Source organism: Pseudomonas sp. YuFO20, from assembly GCF_035064975.1.
GTDB lineage: Bacteria > Pseudomonadota > Gammaproteobacteria > Pseudomonadales > Pseudomonadaceae > Aquipseudomonas > Aquipseudomonas putida_AE.
Genome location: NZ_JAXDEO010000018.1, coordinates 34,513 through 56,551 on the forward strand (window position 1 = coordinate 34,513; position 22,039 = coordinate 56,551).

The 22,039-nt window shown below is 60.8% G+C and carries 18 protein-coding genes and 1 riboswitch; of the genes, 7 read left to right on the forward strand and 11 right to left on the reverse strand.

The features are described 5' to 3' along the window. The first annotated feature begins 47 nt into the window (after positions 1–47). On the forward strand, positions 48–968 hold the full coding sequence (locus SOP85_RS12135; protein WP_274074376.1) for a GlxA family transcriptional regulator: 921 nt from the start codon (positions 48–50) through the stop codon (positions 966–968). A 141-nt stretch (positions 969–1,109) separates the two neighbouring features. Here the strand turns inward: SOP85_RS12135 and zapE are convergent, their stop codons facing one another. From zapE to SOP85_RS12150, 3 genes are all read right to left on the reverse strand, one after another. Further along, entirely contained in the window at positions 1,110–2,204 is a 1,095-nt protein-coding gene (gene zapE, locus SOP85_RS12140; protein ID WP_274074198.1) for a cell division protein ZapE, read from the reverse strand. A gap of 90 nt (positions 2,205–2,294) precedes the next feature. Then, the gene (locus SOP85_RS12145; protein WP_323627059.1) at positions 2,295–3,650 is read right to left on the reverse strand and encodes a tryptophan--tRNA ligase; all 1,356 of its coding nucleotides are present in this window, start codon (positions 3,648–3,650) and stop codon (positions 2,295–2,297) included. Positions 3,651–3,674: 24 nt separating this feature from the next. Next, on the reverse strand, positions 3,675–4,304 hold the full coding sequence (locus SOP85_RS12150; RefSeq protein WP_274074375.1) for an alpha/beta hydrolase: 630 nt from the start codon (positions 4,302–4,304) through the stop codon (positions 3,675–3,677). A 144-nt stretch (positions 4,305–4,448) separates the two neighbouring features. On the opposite strand from SOP85_RS12150, the gene SOP85_RS12155 reads away from it, so the two are divergent. After that, the gene (locus SOP85_RS12155) at positions 4,449–4,883 is read left to right on the forward strand and encodes a YhcB family protein (RefSeq protein WP_008060245.1); all 435 of its coding nucleotides are present in this window, start codon (positions 4,449–4,451) and stop codon (positions 4,881–4,883) included. A 164-nt stretch (positions 4,884–5,047) separates the two neighbouring features. Here the strand turns inward: SOP85_RS12155 and SOP85_RS12160 are convergent, their stop codons facing one another. Beyond that, a complete protein-coding gene (locus SOP85_RS12160; RefSeq protein WP_323627060.1) occupies positions 5,048–5,782 on the reverse strand; it encodes an OmpA family protein in 735 nt (244 codons plus the stop codon). Between the two features lie 102 nt (positions 5,783–5,884). After that, a complete protein-coding gene (locus tag SOP85_RS12165) occupies positions 5,885–6,529 on the reverse strand; it encodes an MBL fold metallo-hydrolase (protein ID WP_323627061.1) in 645 nt (214 codons plus the stop codon). A 222-nt stretch (positions 6,530–6,751) separates the two neighbouring features. Here SOP85_RS12165 and SOP85_RS12170 point away from each other — a divergent pair, with 222 nt between their 5' ends. Both SOP85_RS12170 and SOP85_RS12175 read left to right on the forward strand, forming a co-directional pair. After that, positions 6,752–8,215, forward strand: coding sequence for a PAAR domain-containing protein (locus SOP85_RS12170; RefSeq protein WP_323627062.1), 1,464 nt, complete (start codon positions 6,752–6,754; stop codon positions 8,213–8,215). Next, entirely contained in the window at positions 8,212–8,826 is a 615-nt protein-coding gene (locus SOP85_RS12175) for a hypothetical protein (protein ID WP_323627063.1), read from the forward strand. The genes SOP85_RS12170 and SOP85_RS12175 overlap by 4 nt, the downstream gene beginning before the upstream one ends. 83 nt (positions 8,827–8,909) lie before the next feature. Here the strand turns inward: SOP85_RS12175 and SOP85_RS12180 are convergent, their stop codons facing one another. The 5 genes from SOP85_RS12180 to SOP85_RS12200 all read right to left on the reverse strand — a co-directional run bounded on the left by SOP85_RS12180 (position 8,910) and on the right by SOP85_RS12200 (position 18,077). After that, the gene (locus SOP85_RS12180) at positions 8,910–11,648 is read right to left on the reverse strand and encodes a LuxR C-terminal-related transcriptional regulator (protein ID WP_323627065.1); all 2,739 of its coding nucleotides are present in this window, start codon (positions 11,646–11,648) and stop codon (positions 8,910–8,912) included. 292 nt (positions 11,649–11,940) lie between these two features. Then, on the reverse strand, positions 11,941–13,305 hold the full coding sequence (locus tag SOP85_RS12185; RefSeq protein WP_323627066.1) for a DUF1329 domain-containing protein: 1,365 nt from the start codon (positions 13,303–13,305) through the stop codon (positions 11,941–11,943). A 30-nt stretch (positions 13,306–13,335) separates the two neighbouring features. After that, positions 13,336–15,273 (reverse strand): DUF1302 domain-containing protein, encoded by a 1,938-nt coding sequence (locus SOP85_RS12190; RefSeq protein ID WP_274074191.1) that lies wholly within the window; start codon positions 15,271–15,273, stop codon positions 13,336–13,338. 337 nt (positions 15,274–15,610) lie between these two features. Further along, complete coding sequence (locus SOP85_RS12195) at positions 15,611–17,293, reverse strand: fatty acid--CoA ligase (protein ID WP_274074190.1); 1,683 nt, start codon at positions 17,291–17,293, stop codon at positions 15,611–15,613. Between the two features lie 154 nt (positions 17,294–17,447). Next, positions 17,448–18,077 carry a LysE family translocator gene (locus SOP85_RS12200; protein ID WP_323606972.1) on the reverse strand — a complete coding sequence of 210 codons (630 nt, stop codon included), beginning with the start codon at positions 18,075–18,077 and terminating at the stop codon, positions 17,448–17,450. Between the two features lie 91 nt (positions 18,078–18,168). On the opposite strand from SOP85_RS12200, the gene SOP85_RS12205 reads away from it, so the two are divergent. The 3 genes from SOP85_RS12205 to SOP85_RS12215 all read left to right on the forward strand — a co-directional run bounded on the left by SOP85_RS12205 (position 18,169) and on the right by SOP85_RS12215 (position 21,004). Then, the gene (locus tag SOP85_RS12205) at positions 18,169–19,134 is read left to right on the forward strand and encodes a 2-hydroxyacid dehydrogenase (RefSeq protein WP_323627067.1); all 966 of its coding nucleotides are present in this window, start codon (positions 18,169–18,171) and stop codon (positions 19,132–19,134) included. A gap of 33 nt (positions 19,135–19,167) precedes the next feature. Continuing rightward, complete coding sequence (locus SOP85_RS12210) at positions 19,168–20,166, forward strand: class I SAM-dependent methyltransferase (RefSeq protein ID WP_274074187.1); 999 nt, start codon at positions 19,168–19,170, stop codon at positions 20,164–20,166. 39 nt (positions 20,167–20,205) lie between these two features. Further along, positions 20,206–20,330: riboswitch (yybP-ykoY riboswitch) on the forward strand. Positions 20,331–20,419: 89 nt separating this feature from the next. Then, positions 20,420–21,004, forward strand: coding sequence for a TMEM165/GDT1 family protein (locus SOP85_RS12215; RefSeq protein WP_008016665.1), 585 nt, complete (start codon positions 20,420–20,422; stop codon positions 21,002–21,004). Positions 21,005–21,127: 123 nt separating this feature from the next. Here SOP85_RS12215 and SOP85_RS12220 read toward each other — a convergent pair whose 3' ends face one another. Next, positions 21,128–21,946, reverse strand: a complete 819-nt coding sequence (locus tag SOP85_RS12220; RefSeq protein ID WP_323627069.1) for a M48 family metallopeptidase — start codon at positions 21,944–21,946, stop codon at positions 21,128–21,130. Positions 21,947–22,039: the final 93 nt, after the last annotated feature.

The following is a 22,039-nucleotide window of genomic DNA, read 5'->3' on the forward strand; positions in this document are numbered from 1 at the left end:
GGCGCGTCAGCATCCTGGCCATTGACCGGGTTTTCGCTTCCACCCTCATGCAGGCCAAGGACTTCTTCCACCTCGCCAGCCTGCGCTACGGCAAACAACTGGGCCACGGCCTGACTCCCGCGTTCGAAACCCGACTGGTCAGCCCCGACGGCAAACCGGTCAACACCTTCAGCGACGTGATGATCCCGGTGGATGGTGGCCTGGAAAATGCCGACATCATCGTCATCCCCGCGTTCTGGGACGATTTCGATACCCTGAGCAAACGTTATCCACAGGTCCTGCCCTGGCTGCGCCAGCAACATGCGCGGGGCGCCGTACTGTGCGGCGAGGCCACCGGCGTGTTCTGGCTTGCCGAAGCCGGCCTGCTCAATGGCAAGGAGGCGACCACCTACTGGCGCTTCTTCAATGCCTTTGCAGAGCGTTTCCCGAAGGTCCAGCTCAATCAGGACAAGCACCTGACCGACGCCGACAACCTGTATTGCGCCGGCGGCACCACCTCGGCATGCGACCTGTACATCTACCTGATCGAACGCTTCTGCGGCGCCAACGTTTCCCAGGCCGTGGCGCGCGACATCCTCTATGAAGTGCAACGCAGCTACTCGCCGGGAAGAATCGGCTTCGGCGGGCAAAAGCTGCACCAGGACGTGATCATCCTGCAGATCCAGCACTGGCTCGAGGAACACTTCGCCGACAAATTCCGCTTCGAAGACGTCGCCCGCGAACACGGCATGAGCATCCGCAACTTCATGCGTCGCTTTCAGACCGCAACCGGCGACAAGCCGCTGCACTACCTGCAGCGACTGCGCATCGAAACCGCCAAAGGCCTGCTGTCCGGCAGCCGCAAGAGCATCAAGACCATCAGTTACGAAGTCGGCTACGACGACGCGAGTTTCTTCGCACGCCTGTTCCGCCAGCACACGGAGTTGTCGCCGAACCAGTATCGGCAGCAGTTTCAGCAAGCAGCTTGAGCCAATGTAGGAGCTGCCGCAGGCTGCGATCTTTTGATTTTCAAGATCAAAAGATCGCAGCCTGCGGCAGCTCCTACAGAGGGATCTTCAGTGCATAAAAAAGGCCTGCATTTGCAGGCCTTTTCAATTTTACGAATCGCCTTACGGCTTGTGCGCGCGCGCGAGGAATTCGTGGGATTGCATTTCCAGCAGGCGACTCAGGGTTCGCTGGAACTCGAAGTTCAGGCGGCCGCCGGTGTACAGATCCTTGAGTTCGACTTCGGCAGAAATGATCAGCTTGACGTTGCGATCGTAGAACTCGTCGACCATGTTGATGAAGCGTCGGGCGATGTCGTCGGTGGTGACGCTCATCTGCTCGACACCGCTGAGCAACACGGCGTGGAAGATCTTGCCCAGTTCGATGTAGTCGTTCTGGCTGCGCGGGCCGTCGCACAGTTCGCGGAAGTCGAACCAGGCCACGTCATCACAAGTACGCAGGGCACGGATCTCGCGATTCTCGATCATCAGCACGTCGTTTTCGATCGCTGCCGTGCATTCCGGCGTCAGTGCGCGGAAGCTCTTGCGCAGGCTTTCGTGGGACGCTTCGTCGAGCGGGAAGTGGAACAGTTCCGCCTGCTCGAGGTGACGCAGGCGATAGTCGACGCCGCTATCGACGTTGACGATCTCGGTGTTCTGCTTGATCAGGGCGATGGCCGGCAGGAAGCGCGCACGTTGCAGGCCATCCTTGTACAGGCCGTCCGGCACGATGTTCGACGTTGCGACCAGGGTCACGCCGTTCTTGAACAGCTCTTCCATCAAGGTGCCGAGAATCATGGCGTCGGTGATGTCGGAGACGAAGAACTCATCGAAGCAGATCACCCGGGCTTCGGTAGAGAAGCGCTTGGCAATGATGGTCAGCGGGTTTTTCTCGCCGCCCAGGGTCTTCATTTCTTCGTGCACGCGCTTCATGAAGCGGTGGAAGTGGGTGCGGGACTTTTCCTTGAACGGCAGCGCTTCGAAGAAGGTGTCGACCAGGTACGTCTTGCCGCGACCCACGCCGCCCCAGAAGTACAGGCCCTTGACCGGTGCCTGATCCTTCTTGCCAAACAGTTTGCCCAGCAGGCCCGGCTTGTTCTGCTCGGCCGCGACCAGATCGTCGTACAGGCGCTGCAGATGGCGCACGGCAGTTTCCTGCGCGGCATCATGGAAGAATTCCGGGCGTTTCAGATCAGCTTGATATCGTTCTAGGGGCGTCATAATTCGTTAGCAAGGCAACAAAAACGGGCCGTCACTGTAGCGATGGCCCGTGGGAATGGCAATCAGCCCTTGGTCGGGCCGAGCCGTTGATTATTCCTGAACTGGCGTCAGCGCGATGCGCAATGCCTCGATCGCCGCATCGCGCGCGGCGCTGTCAGCGAACGCCGGGCTGTCGCCCACGCACTGGCCTTCAAGCCAGACGCTGAAGCCCAGGTCTTCACCGCGCACGTCCAATGGCTGGCCCGATTGCAGCTGCTTGGTCACCTGACCGGCGGTTTTACCATCGGCAAAGTGACGCGACAGCAACAGTTGCTCGCCATCGGCCGCCAGCAGACGGAAGCGGAAACTGCCGTCGTCTTCGCGGAAGCTGACAAAACGTGCAGCCTTCGCCGCTTTCTTCTTCGTGGTCGCTGCCACTTGAGCCTGGGCAACGAAAGAACGCAGACCCACCGCTTCACGCAACTCGTTGAGGAAAGGGGTCGCGACTGCGCGAGCCTTTTTCGCACCGTGCTGCAGGATGTCTTCAAGGTCCGCCGGACGCTCGATCAGCTGGTTGTAACGCTCGCGAGATTCGCCCAATTCGCTGTCCAGCAGTTGGAACAGGCGATTCTTGGCCTCGCCCCAACCCAGGCCCTGCAGCAGATCGTTGCGGAACTCGTCAGCCTGCGCCGGGGTGGCAAAGGCCTGGAACAGGGTGAACAGGTGCGAGTTGTCCGGATCCTTTGCCTCGCCCGGTGCACGGGAGTCGGTGACGATACGGGAAATCGCGTCCTTCATTTCCTTGGCGCTGCTGAACAACGGAATGGTGTTGTCGTAGCTCTTCGACATCTTGCGGCCATCCAGGCCCGGCAGCGTGGCCACGCTTTCCTCGATCAGCGCCTCGGGCATGGTGAAGAATTCCTTGCCCTGGCCAAACAGATGGTTGAAGCGCTGGCCGATGTCCCGGGCCATTTCCACGTGCTGGATCTGGTCGCGGCCGACCGGCACCTTGTGCGCGTTGAACATCAGGATGTCCGCGGCCATCAGCACCGGGTAGCTGTACAGGCCCATGGTGATGCCGGCGTCCGGGTCTTCACCGGTCTCGACGTTCTTGTCCACCGAGGCCTTGTAGGCGTGGGCGCGATTGAGCAGGCCCTTGGCGGCCACGCAGGTCAGCAGCCAGGTCAGCTCAGGGATTTCCGGGATGTCGGACTGACGATAGAAGGTCACGCGGTCCACATCCAGGCCACCGGCCAGCCAGGTCGCGGCGATTTCCAGGCGCGAGCGCTGGATGCGCAGCGGGTCATCGCACTTGATCAGGGCGTGGTAGTCGGCCAGGAAGTAGAACGAATCGGCATTGCTGTCACGGCTGGCAAGGATCGCCGGGCGGATGGCGCCGGCGTAGTTGCCCAGGTGCGGCGTGCCGGTGGTGGTGATGCCGGTGAGGATACGGGTACGAGTCGTCATGGGTAATCGCTTGTCAGACTGCAATCAATTCGAGAGACGCGGCAGGATCAGATCCTTGAGATCGGTCAGCTTGCCATGAAAAAAGTGTCCGCATTCTGCCACTTTCAGCAGCTCATGGGGACGTTCAAGCTGGTCGGACCATTGGTAAACCAGCTGTGGATCGATCACTTCGTCGGTTTCCGGCTGGATCAGGGTCAGTTCGCCGTGTTGCGGCAGTGGGTCCTGAGCACCCAGGCGCATGACCGCCGGTGCGACCATGAACAGATGCTTGAGCTGCTCGCCCTGCGCTTCCAGGCGGCCGCCGAGACTTGCTGCAACAAATCCGCCGAAGGAAAACCCGAACAGGGTCAACGGCAATTCCGGGTGTTTGGCGCGAAACCATTCGGCGACAGATTGGGCATCGTCGACTTCACCGGTGCCCATATCGTGAGAGCCTTCGCTGGCACCGACACCACGGTAATTGAAACGCAAGGTGATCAAACCGGCATCGCGCGCAGTGCGCTGCAGGGTCGAGACCACTTTATTGAGCATGGTGCCGCCCTGCACAGGGTTCGGATGGCAGATAAGCGCCAGGCCGCGCGGCTGCTCATTGTCCAGGTACAGCGCTTCCAGTTGGCCGACCGGGCCATCAATCACTACAGGGGTTTCACGCATAAGCAAGGAAGGAACTCCGTGACCTCGAATCGGGTCGACTCGTCTAGCAAATTGTCTGCAACTGTCTATTGCGAGCGAATCGCGGTATACAGCGCAGGTTCGAGCCGTTAACGTAAAGCAAAGCCGTTTATAGAGGAAGGACTCGTGGAACACTCGCTCTTAGTTTGGTTGTTGCCGACTCTTGCCCTGGTTGTGGGTGTCGCCATTGGTTTCCTGATCGCTCGCCTGGCGCCGAATGCCGCGCCTAGCAGCACGCAACGTCAGCTGGACGATATTCAGGAACGTTTCGACAGTTATCAGAACGAGGTGGTGACCCACTTCAACAGCACTGCAACATTGGTCAAGAAACTGACTGCGAGCTATCAGGAAGTGCAGGATCATCTCGCCGAGGGTGCCAACCGCCTGGCCCTGGACGAGCAGACCCGTCAACGCTTGCTGGCCTCCCTGCACGCCGACGCAACGCAGGCTCCACGGGAACGCCTGACACCGCCGCGCAATCAGGAACCGCCGCGCGACTACGCACCCAAAGCCCCGAACGCGCCGGGCATGCTCGATGAGCATTACGGCCTGAAGAAGTAATCAGGTCACAGGTGTGAAAAAGCCCCTGTAGGAGCTGTCGAGTGCAACGAGGCTGCGATCTTTTGATTTTCAGAAGCAAGATCAAAAGATCGCAGCCTGCGGCAGCTCCTACAAAAAAACCGCCCGACCTGTGAAGATCGGGCGGTTTTTTTTACGCCTGACGCTTATGGGTACTGCTGAACGTTGCCTTGTTGCTGGGCACCATACTGCTGGCCTGGAATCGCCTTCAGGTTGACCTCTACCCGGCGGTTCTGCGCCCGGCCATTGACGTCACCGTTGCTGGCGACCGGGTTATCCGGGCCGGCGCCACGGGCGCTCAGGTTGGCACCGCTGACGCCTTGCGAGGTCAGGTAGGTCGCCACGCTCTGGGCGCGACGCTGGGACAGGTCCATGTTGTGCTGGCGGGCACCAGTGCTGTCGGTGTAGCCGACGATTTCGATCTGGTTCTGGTTGAACTCTTTCAGCGAACCGGCCAGGTTGTTCAGCGGCTGATAGAAGCTCGGTGCGATATTCGCCGAATCGGTGGCGAACGTGATGTTGCCTGGCATGATCAGCTTGATCTGGTCGCCTTGACGTTGCACTTCGACACCGGTGTTGGCCATGCTGGCACGCAGCTTTTTCTCCTGCTGGTCGGCGTAGTAGCCGTAACCGGCGGCGGAAGCACCCACGACGGCAGCACCGATCAGCGCGCCCTTGCCACGGTTGTCGTGGTTGATGGCAGCACCGGCCAGTGCGCCTGCGAGAGCTCCGAGGCCACCGTACTTGGCGGTTTTGCTCATGCCCGTGGAGCCGCTATCGGCCTGGCCCTGGCCCTGGCCGTCGTAGGGGTTGGGCGATGCGCAACCGGCCAACAGTGCCACGGCAGTAGCGACAATAATCAAACGAGGCGTGGTGAACATGTAGAGCTCCTACTTTTTGCATTCTGTGGTGCAACGGACTCAGCATCGGACCCTTGCGGGCGTTGGATCATTTCGACCCGTGAAAATTCCACTTGTTACAAATCAGGCTCGAACAAAAGGGTTCTCGCGCATTTCATCGCCCAACCGGGTGTCCGGACCATGCCCGGTGACCACGGTTGCCGCTTCGTCGAGGGCATAGAGACGCTGTTTGATCGAACGCACGATGGTCGCCTGATCGCCTCCCCACAAATCCGTGCGCCCCACCCCGCGCCGGAACAAGGTGTCCCCGGCAATCAGCAGCTTCGCGTCGGCAAACCAGAAACTCATGGAGCCCGGCGTATGACCCGGTGTGTGCAAGGCCACGCCACAGCCACAGGCCAGCTCTTCATCGTCGGCCAGCCAGCGGTCCGGCGACGGTACCGGCGTGTAGGGCACACCGAACATCTGACATTGCATCTCCAGGTTGTCCCAGAGAAATTGGTCTTCCTTGTGCAAATGCAGGGTGGCGCCAGTTTTTTCCTTCAACTGGCCGGAGGCCAGGAAGTGATCGAGGTGCGCATGGGTGTGAATGATGCTGACCACCTTCAGGCCCAGGGCATCGAGCCGCGCGAGGATCAGTTCGTGATTGCCACCCGGGTCGACCACGATGGCCTTTTTGGTGATCGGGTCGCCGATGATCGTGCAGTTGCACTGCAAGGGACCGACGGGGAAGGTTTCGCGGATCAACGCAGGTTTGGCAGCGTCCATGGGTGTTCCTGGAAAAAATGGATGGCATATTCTCGCACAGCTCGACGACATCGCCGATGCCACCCATTGCCACTGCCTGATTGCGGAAGCGGACTACAACAAACAAGGAAACGTCTGACTTACGTCTGACAGCCCCGTATAGAACCCTGTTCACGGCATTTTGCCACTCCTCCGTTCCATCGGGAGCAGAAGCAATTTGATCGTAAACAAGGAGTTCTAGCAATGGCAAAGGGATATTTCATTCGCAAGGGTGACAAGACCACCTGCGGTGGCGAGGTGCTGGAGACCGATACCCGCATCATGATGTTTGGCTTCGCCCATGCTCGCGCAGGGGATCCGGTGTCCTGCGGCAAAAACGACGAAACCTACGAAATCGAGGGTGGCATCTCGTTCATGGACAGTCACGGCAGGCTAATGGCGGGCTCGTTGGACAGCCGCAGCAGCTGCCCCTGCAAGGCCGGGTTCATCCCCTCGTTTACCACCGCCACCTACGACTCCAGACAGGATGCTGCGCCGCCAGTGGCAAGGAGTGCCACTCAACAGGCGGCCGCGCCCGTTGCACCCAGCAATCCGGTGACGCCACGACAATCCACTTTCACTTCAGCGCGGGCGCCCACACCAACGCTCAGCGAACGGCCAGGGACGGTCTGCGAGAACCTTTGGCGCGGCTACCAGCAGCGGGTCGAAAACGTCGTAGCACCGGGCGGTAAGCTGATCGCCGACCCGAAGGCGCGCAACAAGGCGATCAATGCCGCCTACGCCCAGCTGTGGCGCCATGACCCGCGTTTCCAGTGGGCTGGTCTTGCGGCGTTCGCTTCGAAACAGGTGGGCTGTGGTCTGCTGCACGCGGCTGATTCGGTCGAGAAAATTCAGGCGGAAGAAGAGGCGATACAGCAATTGAGGGACAGTGCCAGACAAGGACTGAGAGGCTTGCTCAGTCCCAGTGAGCGGGAAAAGCGCGCGACCATTCGGGCGTTTGAGCAGCGCCAGCACGAGTACGAAGAGGCCAACCGTGACAACCCGGTATGGGGCTTCACCCACTGGGGTGCCGACCTTCCCTTGTCGCTCTCGCAACGGATGTACCGGTTTGTGTACGAGATGCTGGCGATGGGCAATACCACGCTGTTCCTGGATGTGTATCCGCTGCATGTGTTTTACAAGGAACGGGGGTTGGAGGCGCTGAAGGATTGCCTGGCTGCACGGAAAAACATCTATGGGAGTGGTGAGTACCCGGTGTTGTGGCCGGTCGGGCAGGAAACGCTGAAGTTCGGGACTGACCACAAGGAAATCCTCCTGGCCTTCGAGGCGATCGAGGCGGGCAATATTGCCAAGAGTGTTGAGCATCTAGCCAAGCACGAACAGGTCAACATCCTGCAACCGGCGATGTACGACGACAGCGGTCTGAAATGGTTATTGCGCGGTAACCATGCCTCCTACGTCACTAACATCCCCTCCGGTGCCGCCCAGGCCATCGAGCTGACGCTGGCCAGCCAGTGCCGTCCCATCGAGGACGGACGCACCATTGGTTTTGGCAGTAATCCCTTTGCCAACCTGGCTGACATCGAACGGCGCATGATCTTTGTGCTCAAAGCCGCGGCGCAGTTTGACGATTTGCTGCACAGCGACCAGCGCGACCAAATTGAGCAATCGATTCGGGACATCGCCTGGGGTGGAGGCGTGCGATGAGCCTGCTGCAGCGCATAGGCTGGCGACGCGGTGCGTTGGCACTGGCGATCGCGGCCCTCCTGACGTCCGCCGCGATTCAAGTACTCTCGGAAGAGCCGGAAATCGCCCTGTTGATCGGCGAGCCGTACGAAGCCATGCGCCAGCGCTCCAGCGCAAGCATTGGCCCGGCCGTTCCCGGGCACTCATGGTTCAGTATTCCGAAATCAGATGCACGCCTGCGTTTCATTGATCCCAAGTACGGTTTTGTAACGCCTCTGGCCCGTTTTTTCACGGTGATGTTTGATGATGAACATATCCACGGTGTCCGCATGTCCCCACAAATCGAGCCGCTATTACTCGACGACGCTCTCAAGGTCGTGCTGGATTTGCAGGAGCAATGGCGCAACGCTGGCTGGACCCCAATCAAGGTCGATTACTTCCCTTCATTCGCCGACACTCCTGAGTGGCGAGCCCAATTACGGGACGTTAACAAAGGCGGCACATCCTATTGGCACGCGTCCAACCGGTATCAAGTGATGTTGATTGTGAATCGATTCAAGGACCAGAAACGGCCCACAGAGGAGCGCTATCTCATCACGCTGTCACTGGCCACGCCATGGACGAACCCTTGACCATACTTCATAACGACGAACGTGCGATTTGCACTGGCGACGCGACCACGGCCTAGGACGCCAGCAAGAAAACCCGCGCAACGCTACACCAACACCCCCAACTCCTTCGCCCGCGCCACGGCCTGCGTGCGCCGCTCTACCCCCAGCTTGCTGTTGATATGGCTGGCATGGGTTTTCACCGTGTGCAGGGAAATGAACAGCTGGTCGCTGATTTCCTGATTCGAGCAGCCTTGGGCAATCAGGCGCAGGACGGCCATTTCCCGGGTGCTGAGTTGTTCCGAGGCGGGAGTGGGTTCCGGTGTCGGGCGAGAGGCCACGGCTGGAAGTTTTTCTGAGAGGTCCCGGGAAACCGTGGTCGGCGTGCAGAGTAGAAGTTGTCCGCGCAGCCAGTCCGGGTGCTCGGCCAATAGCCCTTCGAAGGGTTGCAACACGCCCCCGGCGGCGGCATCCAAGGCCTGGACCAGCGCCTTGCGGGCCTCGGGTTCGCGTCCGCTGCCCAGCAACAACGAAATCTTTTGCGTCAGCGCCATGGCACTGAGCATCTGCCGACCGGTTTGCTGACCGTTTTCGAGCAGTGTATTCAAACGCCCTTCGGCCAGCATCGGCTGGTTCTGGATTGCCTCCAGCAACGCTTGCTGCAATTCGATATGCAGCGGCAGTTGCGGATGGAATTCCGGGGGTGCGGCCGGCTGCTCACCGTTGTAGGTCTGGCCCAATCGGGTCAACCAGGCTTGCGCCAGGTCGGTACGCCCCTGGGCCAGCCAGAGTTCGCATTTGACCAGGGTAATCATCGCCAGGTAGTAGATCGGCGGCACGTCCCAGATGTGCATCAGCCGTTCCGCTTCGGCGAGTTCGGCAAAGGCCTTGGCGAACTCGCCGCTGCTGCCCTCAAGCCGGGCGATCACGCAATGACCAATCAGCACGCTGATGTCGCGACAGGCACGGGCCTCGCTCAAGCCGGCCTGCAAGCGCAACCGTGCGGCTTGGGGTTGCAGGCGCACGGCCAACAGAAAACCCTCGTACAGCGTCAGTCGGGCGCGTACTGCGAAGAGCCTCTGCGCAGGCAAGCCCTGCAGGCGTTGCAGCCCTTGGCGGACTTCATCCAGCGAACGCAGCACTTCACCCCGCGCCTGCAATACTCGAGCGCGGTCGTAGTGCGCCAACGCCTCGAACAGCGGATTGCCAACCCGTTGCGCCAGCTCCAGGGACTCGCGGTTCAAATTCCTCGCACGCCACATATCGCCATCGGCAATGGCCAGGTTGGACAGGGTCGAGAGGCACACCAATCGCTGGCCATAGCGCTTGCACGGCAGGCTCTCCAGCGCTTCGGTGCAATATCGTATGGTCAGTTCGCGGTTACCGCGCCCGCGCGCGATGATCCCGCTCAAGGCCAGCCATTGCGCCAGCATCGACTTTTGCGCGGTGGCCGACGGCGCCGGCAGGAAGCGGCTCAGGTGGCTGGCCAGTTCCTCGGCGGCGTCCAGCTGGCAGGCCAGCCCCAACGCCCAGCTGTAGAGCACGATCAAGCGCGGCGTGCTGATCAACAGGCTATCGGGCAAGTCCATTTTCCAGCGCAGCAACATGCCGACGTTCTGTTCGGCCAGCAGTTGTTCTTCGGAAAGGTTCTGCACCAGGTTGGCCGCAACGTCCAAATGTCCTGCCCGCAACGCCTGCTCGACCGCCTCATCGAGCAGGCCCTGGGCATTGAACCAGCGACAGGCGCGCAGGTGCAGGCTCGCGGCCGGCACCATCGACTGCGCGCCGGGCCGGGTGCGCAGCAGATCGGAAAACAGATGGTGGTAACGATACCAGTGGCCGTGCTCGTCCAGCGGCACCAGGAACACCTGGTGGGCGGCCAGGAAGCTGAGGATCGCGGCGCTGTCATGGGCGTCGCGCACGGCGTCGCATAGCTCACTGCAAAAGCGTTCCTGGGGGGCGGTGTCGTAGAGGAAGGCTTGTACTTCGGCCGGCAGGCAATCGATCACCTCTTCGAGCAGGTAGTCGCGGATCAGCCCTTCCCCGCCGTGCAGCGCCTGGGGCAACGCGCCTTGGGTGCCCGCCTCGGAGGCGGCGAGCAACCAGAAGCGCAACCCGGCTACCCAGCCTTCGCTGCGCTGGATCAGGTTTTCCAGCGCCTCGCCACGCAAGGAACTGCTGTGCCGATCGAGCAGGCTCAAGGCTTCATCGTGGGTCAGACGCAGGTCCTGCTCATGCAGTTCCAGCAACTGGCGCGACAGGCGCAATCTCGCCAGGTGCCAGTCGGGACGCTGGCGGCTGGTGACCATCACCAGCAAGCCGTCGGGCAGGTGATTGAGGAAAAACTGCAGGCAGCGATCGAGTACGGGGCCCTGGGCCAGGTGATAGTCATCGAGCACCAGCAAGAGCGGGGTGGCCGTCGACAGGTGCACGGCCAGTTCGTCGAGCAGCCCGTCCAGCCATTCTTCGAAGGCGAACGGCTGATGCCGCTGGCGCATTTTCAACAAGCCGAGGGACTGCCTGCCCAATTGCGGAAAAAAGTCCTGCAGGCCTTCCAGCAATCGCTCGAGGAATCGACCGGGGTCGCTGTCTCGCGGGCTCAACCCCAGCCAGAGGCTTTGCCAGTGACCCGGCAGCGCCTGGCAGAACTCCACCGCCAACGAACTCTTGCCGAACCCGGCCGGTGCGCTGACCAGCAGCAACCTGCCACCCAGACCTGCGCTCAAGCGCTCGCACAGGCGTGGGCGCAACACATGGCCGTCGGGCAATGGCGGTCGGAAAAAGCGCCCGTCCAGCGCGGCGACAGCGACGCTTGCAGGACCGGGTGGTGGGGACAGATCAGTCATGGCCGGCTCTTGTTTGAATTGCGGGTGGCGGCGTTGCAGATGTCCGCAGACTAGCGGTAAACGATGAGGGAATGAAGGTTATTGCTACAAATGGCTACAAAAACTCTAAACACTGTAGGAGCGAGCTTGCTCCGGGCGGCGTTCCGACGAGAAACCAGAGAGCGCCGCGGGCTGCCTGGTTTCAAGCGTTATCGTTGACGACCATCGCGAGCAAGCTCGCTCCTACAGAAAAAAAACGCCCCGAACCAGTCGGGGCGTTTTTCCAGAGGATGCGGCCTCAGGTCAGTGCACGTTAGCGAACACCATCCTGGCGCAACGCCGCCGGGGTGAAGTCGCTGGTGGTGGCGGTGAAGCCGAAGTCATACGCCGACTTCTCTTCGTTCTTCATGCCCAGCGCCAGGTAGCGACCCGATTGCAGGTCGTACAGGGCTTCCAGCGCGTACCACGGCACTTGCTTGTCGTAGTAGTTCTCGGCATGCGCCTCGGCAACGCGCCACAGTTGGTTGCGACCGTCGTAATGGTCGATCACTGCGGCCTGCCAGGTGTCTTCGTCGATGTAGAAGTCACGCTTGGCGTAGATGTGACGCTGGCCTTCCTTCAGGGTTGCAACCACATGCCAGACCCGGCGCAGCTCGTAGCGAGCCAGGTCCTGGTTGATATGGCCGGCCTTGATGATGTCGGTGTACTTGAGCTTCGGATCGTCGAGCTTGTAGGCGTCGGAGGCGATGTACATCTCTTTCTTGCCTTCGAGTTTCCAGTCGTAACGATCCGGCGCACCGTTGTACATGTCCAGGTTGTCGGAGGTACGCAAGCCATCGGCAGCGGTACCCGGCCCGTCATAGGACACTTGTGGCGCACGACGCACACGACGCTGACCGGCGTTGTAGACCCACGCCGAACGCGGTTCCTTGACCTGGTCGAGGGTTTCGTGAACCAGCAGCACACCACCGGCCAGACGTGCCGGCGCGGTCACTTTCTGCTTGAAGTAGAACAGGATGTTGCCCGGGTTCGCCGGATCGTAGTCCTTCATCTTGTCACGGAACACGAACTGGTCCTGGAAGTACACCAGGCTGAACGAGCCGTTCGGCTGTGGCGTGGCCTGGGTCACCAGACGGGTCACGCTGCCGCCGCGATAGCGGGTGATGTGGTTCCAGATCACTTCGACGCCGCTTTTCGGAATCGGGAACGGTATGGCGGTTTCGAAGTTCTCCAGGCCGTTACCACCGGACACCAGGTTGGTCTTGGTGGCGTTGCGCTTGATGGCGGCGAACACGTCATCCGGCACGGTTGCACCGCGATGGGAGGTGTAGACCGGCATCTTGAAGGTTTCCGGGTAGCGCTTGAACATCGCGTACTGACCCGGGGCGAGCTTGTCCTTGTACTGGTCGACGTTCTGCGCCGTGATGGTGAACAACGGTTTTTCGCTGGCGTACGGATTGGACAGGAAACCCTTGCTGTCGACAGTACCGGCGTTTTTCGGCATGGGCTTCCAGGCCGGGATCGAACCATCGGCATTACCGGCCATTTCGGCGCCCATCGGGGTCAGGCTCTTGCCCAGCTTGTCCGCTTCGGCCGCCGGGACCGCTGCCATGACACCGGTCGCCAGCAGCGAAAGCCCCAGGACACCGGCGTGGAACAGACTCTTGGTTATTTTCATGTGTATGTGCTCGTCCTGAAAATAGAGTGCTTAGAAGTTCACGCCGAAGCTGAGCGCAACGAAGTCGCGGTCATCCACGGTGGTGTACTTGCCGTCGAAGAAGTTGGTGTACGCCAGGCTTGCGGTGTAGGTGTTCTGGTACTCGGCATCGACACCCAGGCTGACCGCTTTGCGACCTTCCTCGAAGTTGCCGCCAGGACCAGGCGAGTAACCTTCCACGTCGTGGGACCAGGCCACGTTCGGCTTGAGGTTCACACCGGCGAATACGTCGTTGTATTCCCAGATGGCACGACCGCGGTAACCCCAGGAGTTGGCCGTGGTGAAGCCGTCGTTTTCGCAGTAGCGACTGACGTTGTTTTGCGGGCCGCCTGCCAAGGTACCGCTGTTCAAGGTCACGCACTGGTTGTTTGGCAATGGGCCAGGGCCATAGCTCGGGTCACGGCCGTAACGTGCCTTGGAATTGCTTTCCAGGCCGCCAACGTGGGTCCAGCCGACTTCACCCACCAGGGTCAGACGCTCGGCGCCCATCACCTGGTCGAAGAAGTGGGTCAGGGTCGTTTGCAGCTGGGTCACTTCCTTGCGGCGATAACCTTGCTGATCCTGCCCTGGGGTGCCCTGGAGCACGGACACGTTAGGGTTCAGCGGCGTCAGGCCGGAGAAGAGGATGTCGGTGGTGTTGAGCTGGACCGGAGCGTTCGGACGGTAGCTGAGTTCACCACTCCACGCGGTGCCTGTCGGCAGGGTGGTGGAGAAGCTCAAGCCGTACAGGCGGATATCTTCAGGGTATTCGACGTAGTAGCTGGAGTTACCGGCCACCACCAACGGCAGCAAGGTCGGTGCCAGGCCCGCCGCGACACCCAGGGGTACGCCGTTGCCCACCAGGCCGCCCACCAGGCCTGCGCCACTGTAGGCGCTCGCCGGGGCCCCGTGACCACTGAAAATCGGCGCACGGCTGTGGTAGTTCATGAAGTAGGCACCGAATTCGGTGTCCAGCGGATCGAACATGTACTTGAAGGAAACACCGAATTGACCGCTGTCACGGGCATCGCGATCCGGGCCACGACGCACGATCACGCCTTCATCCGGGTTACCCCAGGTCACGCCCCGGGCGCCGAGGGTGTTGATCGCGGCATTGCGCAATCCGGCTGGCAGCCCAGCCGCCGCCAGGGCGCTGTTGAGGCCGTTCTGGGTGCGCAGTACCGCCAGGTTATTGTCGCAACCATCGGCGATCACGTCCGGTTGCGAGAAGAAGGTGCCGCAGTTGTCGGCGACCGTCTGGTCCCATTCGATCTGGTAGAAGGCTTCGGTGGAGAGGTTCTCGGTCAGGCTCTGGGACACGTAGAACATGTTGACCGGAATCAGGCCTTCCTTGATCTCGGCACCGGGACGACGGAATGCGGACACATCGATCGGGTTGATCGAGTTGATGCCGCCGCCGATGAAGGTACTTTCACCCCAGCTCACCACTTGCTTGCCCAGACGTACCGAACCTGGCTGATCGGCAATGGCGTAGTTGTGGTAGACGAAGGCGTCGAGGATCTGGCCGCCAGATGACTTGGCGCCTTCCTTGCGATTGTCGTCGCTGATGTCCTTGAACGGGCGGCTCTCGTCCTTGAGCTCGAAGTCGTACCAGTATTTGCCACGGACGAAAATGCCGGTGTCGCCATACTTCAACTCAAGGTCATGGATACCCTTGAAGATTTTCGAGAAGGTTTCACCGCTTTTGAAGTTCAGGTGACCGTCATCGGAAGTCTGGGACAGGCCGCGGCCGCCGTTGTTGACGCCGATGAGGTTTTTGTTGGCGCTTTCAGTAGACCAACTCGCGCCGATCGACAGGGAAGAGTCGAACTGACCTTCGATTTCACCGATGTTGAAACTGACGCCGAATGCAGGCCCGGCGAGCGTAGAGGCAAGGCTGACGGCCAGAGGCAGTTTAGCCCGGCGCCAGAACTGGTTTACTGATGTCATCGACGCTACTCCATGTGCATTTTATTGTTATGGCAAATAGCACTTCTAAAAACGCTTGGATAACAGGGAGCCATGGCTTCCCAAAGTCACTCCAAAGTTGCATCGCCCCGGTTTGTGCGTTTGCTCCGTTCTTAAAAATCCTTGAGCGGACTATAGCCAGCAGGTAGTACTGCTTGATCCCTCTAAAGTGTGATTTGAGCCTGCCGACCACTCTGGAACAGTCCTTTGCCAAGCCGACAGGTGTCGGCACGGCAAGAATGGCTGAAAATACGGATTTGACAAGCCAAGCGCTTGCTTGGTGGGGCTGGCGTGCCCTTTTGGGCACGCCAAGGGACGCTTAAAGCGTCGAGAGGAAGGTGCTGTTGTTGGCCTGCCATTCGGTGATGTCGACGCGAATTCGCTTCTTGTCGAGCTTGCCGACACTGGTCTTGGGAATTTCAGTAACAAGGGCGATCTGACTCGGAATCGCCCACTTGCTCAGGTGCCCCAATTCCACGAACGGCTTGAGGTGCTCCTTGAGTTCCCGGGCGCCGATGGCATGGCCCTCGCGCAGCACCAGCAAGGCAAACGGCCGCTCGCCCCACTGCGGATCGGCAATCCCCACCACTGCTACTTCGCGTACCGCCGCGTGGCGACTGATCAGGTCTTCGAGGTCCAGGGAGGAGATCCATTCGCCGCCGGTCTTGATCACGTCCTTGATCCGGTCGCGAATATCGATCACCCCCATGCTGTCCAGCGTCGCCACGTCGCCGGTGTGCAGCCAGCCACCGGCCCAGAGTTCGGCGCCCTTCTGCGGCTCGTTGAAATAGCCCTCGGTCAGCCACGGCGCGCGCAACACCAGTTCGCCTTGGGTTTCGCCATCGGCCGGCAGGAAGTTGCCTTCGGTGTCGACGATCGCCGCTTCCACCAACGGCCCTGGCACACCGGCCTTGATACGGTAGGTAGTGCGTTCGTCCTCGGAACCGGCCATCAGTTCGTCATTGAGGTGCGCGCAGGACACCAGCGGCCCGGTCTCCGACATGCCGTAGGCGGCGGTCAGCTGGATGCCCTTGGCTTTCGCGGCTTCGTACAGCGCACGGTTGAGCGCACTGCCGCCTATGACGATTTTCCAGCCACCGAAGTCGATGTCCTGGGCCGCTTTGGCGTTGAGGACCATTTGCAGGATGGTCGGCACGCAGTGCGAGAAAGTGACCTTTTCCTTGCGCCACAGCTCCACCAGGTACTCCGGATCGTAGCGCCCCGGATACACCTGCTTGAGCCCGAGCATGGTCGCCACATAGGGCAGGCCCCAGGCATGCACGTGGAACATCGGCGTGATGGGCATGTACACGTCGCTGGTACCCAACAGGCGCACGCTGTCGATCGAACCCATGATCGTCGAGACACCCATGGTGTGCAGAACCAGTTGGCGATGGGTGAAGTACACGCCCTTGGGGTTGCCGGTGGTGCCCGTGGTGTAGAACGTGGTCGCCACCGAGTTTTCGTCGAAGTCCTGGAAGTCGTACTGCGGGCTTGCCGCGGCCAGCAATTGCTCGTACTCACCGATGAGGTTCGGCAGGTCGGCGGTCTTTTCCGGCAGGTCGGTCAGGAGCAGGGTTTTCTCGACCGTGGTCAGGTTCCCGGCGATCGCGTTGTACAGGCCGACGAATTCGCTGTTGACCAGGACAAAGCGGTCTTCGGCGTGATTCATGGTGTAGAGGATCTGCTCCGGCGACAGGCGCACGTTGATGGTGTGGATCACCGCGCCGATCATCGGAATGGCAAACATGCATTCCAGGTATCGGTGGCTGTCCCAATCCATCACCGCCACGGTATCCCCGGGCTTGACCCCGGCGGCCGTCAGCACGTTGGCCAGGCGTGCGACCCGTTCGATCAGGGTCGGATAGCTATAGCGCAACTGATCGCGGTAAACGATCTCGCGGGTTTTCTCATAACGCGCGCCGGACATCAGCAGCCGTTTGATCAGCAGCGGAAACTGGTAAGCGCCTTCGGCTGGGGGGATAACGCGAGTCTGCAACATAAGAATCCCTTTTCTGACTACTCGGTCGAGGCTGTAGAGAGTAAGCACTGTAGTGCCCCTGATCGCCAGCCAAATCAGCCAAAGGGATGATTTGCAGAGCCGCACGGATGCTAGCGTTGCGCCAGCATCCATGGGGAATTGTGAACGGTTACGCTCAATGCATTTCGGTAAACGCCAGTTTCACGCCAATGGCGATCAACACCGCGCCCATGGTCCGGTCGAACCAATGCCCCATGCGGGCGAAACCGGCGCGCACGCGCTGCTGGCTGAACAGCATGGCCACCAGGCAGAACCAGATCGCCGTGGCCACCGCCAGGTACACCCCGTAACCGGCCTGCACGGCTAGCGGTGTATGCGGATTGATCACCACGGTGAACAGTGACAGGAAAAACAGCGTGGCTTTCGGGTTCAGGCCATTGGTCACGAACCCCGAAGTGAAGGCGCCGCGCGCGGTGCGCTCGCCGGCTTCCTGGTGCAGATCATCTGTCACGGCCTTGGCCGGTTGCGCCCGCAGTGCCTTGAAGCCGATGTACAGCAGGTAAGCGGCGGCGGCCCACTTCAATGCGTTGAACAAGACGATCGACTGGGACACGATCAGGCCGATGCCCAGCAGCGAGTAGCCAACGTGCAGGAAAATCGCCGAACCGACGCCAAGGGCTGTCCAGGTGCCAGCGCGACGGCCATGGGTCACGCTTTCCCGTACCACCACGGCAAAGTCCGGGCCGGGGCTGGCCACGGCCAGCAGGTGAATCAGCGCAACGGTCAAGAACTCGGTCCAGTACATTGGGGCTCCTTAAGGTCAAGCGTAACTATTTATTTCATCTGGTAGGCTCGGCAGATTACGCCTTCAGTTCATTGCACAAAAGGTACAGTTGATGACGAACATTCACCGCGCTGTTTTCCTCGACCACCCCTCCCTGGACCTGGGCGATCTCGATCTCAGCCCGCTGCGCGAAGCTTTCAGCGAACTGCAGTTGTTCAACCAGACCCTGCCCGACCAAGTGATCGAGCACCTCAAGGGCGCCAGCGTCGCCATCACCAACAAGATCCAGATCAACGCGGCCGCCATCGCTGCCAGCCCCGAGCTGAAACTGATCCTGATCGCCGCCACCGGCACCAACAACGTCGACCTCGCGGCCGCCCGCGCCCACGGGATCACCGTGTGCAACTGCCAGGGGTACGGCACGCCATCGGTGGCGCAACACACGATCATGCTGCTGCTCAACCTGGCCACGCGCCTGGCCGACTACCAGAAAGCCGTCGGTGAAGGGCGCTGGCAACAGGCCAAACAGTTCTGCCTGCTGGATTATCCAATCGTCGAACTGCAAGGCAAAACCCTCGGCCTGCTCGGTCACGGCGAATTGGGCGGCGCCGTCGCGCGCCTGGCCGAGGCGTTTGGCATGCGCGTGCTGCTGGGCCAGATCCCGGGTCGCCCTGCCCGCCCAGACCGCTTGCCGCTGGATCAACTGCTGCCGCAAATCGACGCATTGACCCTGCACTGCCCGCTCAACGAACACACCCGTCACCTCATCGGCGCCCGTGAACTGGCCTCCATGAAGCCCGGCGCGTTCGTGGTCAACACCGCCCGCGGCGGCCTGATCGACGAGCAGGCACTGGCCGATGCCTTGCGCAACGGCCACCTGGGCGGTGCCGCCACCGACGTACTGAGCGTTGAGCCGCCGGTCAACGGCAATCCCCTGCTGGCCCAGGACATCCCACGCCTGATCGTCACCCCGCACAACGCCTGGGGCAGTCGCGAAGCGCGGCAACGAATTGTTGGCCAATTGACCGAAAACGCCCAGGGCTACATCAGCGGTAAGGCGCTGCGGGTCGTCAGTTGATAAACTGCGGCACTTTTTTTCACAGGAGCAGTTATGGATCCGCGCAGTGAAGTACTGCTTCGTCAGGCTGAATTATTCCAGGGCTCGGTGTTGTTGGCCGGCCTGCCCGCCGACGACTTGCTGGGCCGCCTGCCCGACGCCCACGGCTGGAGTTGGCACGCCGGCGATCAGGCCGCGCTGGATGCGCGCTTCGCCGAGCGCAGCCATTTTGGCGTTGACGCGCCTGAGCGCGCGTTCGATAGCGCCGTGGTGTTTCTGCCCAAGTCCAAGGACCTGACCGATTACATCCTCAACGCCCTCGCCTCTCGGCTGGCCGGCCGCGAGTTGTACCTGGTCGGTGAGAAAAAAAGCGGCATCGAAGGCGCCGCCAAGCAGTTGAACCCGTTTGGCAAGCCACGCAAGCTCGACAGCGCGCGGCATTGCCAGCTGTGGCTGGTCACCGTAGCCAACGCGCCAGAGGCCAAATCCCTGGAAAGCCTGGCCCAGACGTACGAGTTGCCGTTGGCCGAGGGCCCGTTGAAAGTCATCAGCCTGCCAGGCGTGTTCAGCCACGGTCGACTGGATCGCGGCAGTGCGCTGTTGCTGGAACACCTGGATAAACTGCCCAGCGGCCACTTGCTGGACTTCGGTTGCGGCGCCGGGGTGTTGGGTGCGGCGGTAAAACGCCGTTATCCGCACAACCAGGTCACCTTGCTCGATGTCGATGCCTTTGCCGCTGCCAGCAGTCGCCTGACCCTGGCGGCCAATGGTCTTGAAGCGGAGGTCATTACCGGTGACGGTATCGACGCGGCACCCATGGGTTTGAGCGCAATCCTGAGCAACCCACCCTTCCATGTCGGTGTGCATACCGATTACTACGCGACGGAAAACCTGCTACGAAAAGCGGCCAAACATCTGAAAAACGGTGGCGAACTACGGCTCGTAGCCAACAGTTTCCTGAAGTACCAACCGCTGATCGAAGAGCACCTCGGGGTCTGCGCGATCAAGGCCGAAGGACAGGGTTTTCGCATCTACCGCGCAAAACGCGGATAGAAATTTGCACTTGCCTAATGGATTTTGCCTAGGCAGAATCCGCTCCGTCCTAGGGGAGTAGTCTCCCACGAGCGCCATGCTCGTCCGGCATGCGTCAACATACTTGGTCCTCAGGCCATGGCGCATGCGACCCAAGCATCCACATCAGATGGATCGCAGGGTTTGACAAGACCTATGACACGAACACCTTACCCGGGGCGGGAAGGCTGTACGTGTCATAGCCGTGTCGACCCGCCCCTTAGGAAAACCCCTGATGCTGGATTCACTACTGGTACCCACCGCAATCGTTGCCTTGGCCGAAATCGGCGACAAGACGCAACTGCTCGCGCTCATTCTCGCTGCCCGCTTTCGCAAACCCTGGCCGATCATCGCCGGCATCGTCGCCGCGACCCTGGCCAACCATGCGGCAGCCGGTGCGGTAGGCGCCTGGGTGGGCAGTTTCTTCTCGGATACGATGCTGCACTGGATCCTCGCGGCGAGCTTCGCCGCCACCGCCCTGTGGACCCTGGTGCCGGACAAGATGGACGATGACGAAGCCAGCACTGCGCGCAAGTTCGGACCGTTCCTGACCACGTTGATCGCGTTCTTCCTCGCCGAAATCGGCGACAAGACCCAGATCGCGACCGTGATGCTCGCCGCGCAATACCCGGAGCTGTGGCTGGTGATCATCGGCACCACCCTGGGCATGCTGATTGCCAACGTGCCGGTGGTTCTGGCGGGTAATTTTGCGGCGGACAAACTGCCATTGACGCTGATCCGTCGACTGGCGGCGTCGGCGTTTTTCATCCTGGCGATTGTCGCGGTGTACAAGGCGATGCAAAGCAGCGGGTGGGTTTGACGCAGTAGGTCGATACACCGCGTTATCGTTCATCGCCAGCAGGCTGGCTCCCACAATTGGAATGCATTCCCCTGTGGGAGCCAGCCTGCTGGCGATGAGGCCCTTACAGACGATGAATCAACATCAGGATTTCTTGGCCTGCTCATAAAGCGGCATGACTTTCGGAATCGCCGCCTGCAACGATGCAATCCGGCTCGAGGACGCCGGGTGAGTGCTCATGAATTCCGGCGGCGAACCTTCCGACGCCTTGGCCATCTTGTTCCACAAGGTGATCGCGGCGTTCGGGTTGTAGCCAGCACGCGCGGCCAGTTCGAGGCCTATCAGGTCCGCCTCGTTTTCATTGGCCCGGCTGTTCGGCAAGGTCATGCCGTAGTTGGCCACGGTATCCGCCAGCGCCAGGCTGTCCTGACCCAGGCCGAACAAGGCACCAGCGCCCTGCTTGGCCATTTCGATGCCATAGGCCTTGGACATCGCTTCACGACCGTGCTCGCGCAGGGCGTGGGCGATTTCGTGGCCGAGGATGGCGGCGATTTCGTCGTCGGTCAGCTTCAGGCTGTCCATCAGGCCGGTGTAGAAAATGATCTTGCCGCCAGGCCCGCAGTTGGCGTTGAGTTCATCGCTCTTGATCAGATTGACTTCCCATTTCCACTGGGCCGAATCCGGGCGGAAGACCGGCGCCTGGGCAATCAGTCGATCGGAAATCACCTGGATGCGCTTGGCATCGCTACTGGTCTTGTCCAGCACGCCCTGGCCGCTCGCCTCACCCACCGTCTTTTGATAGGACTGGGCGTACATCTGATTGACCTCATCCGTGGACAGCATGCTGAACATGTATTGCTTGCGCTCGACACCGACGGCGCCACCGCTGGTGGTGTTGACCGACTGACAGCCGGCGAGCAGCAGCGCTGCGCCCAGTGCACCTACAACGAAAATCTTGCTCATCGAAAAACTCCATGAAAACTGCCGCCTATCCTAGGCGTGGAAATGTATCGACGCCAGATACACAGGAGATAAGACGCCTTTTTCAGGCAAAGC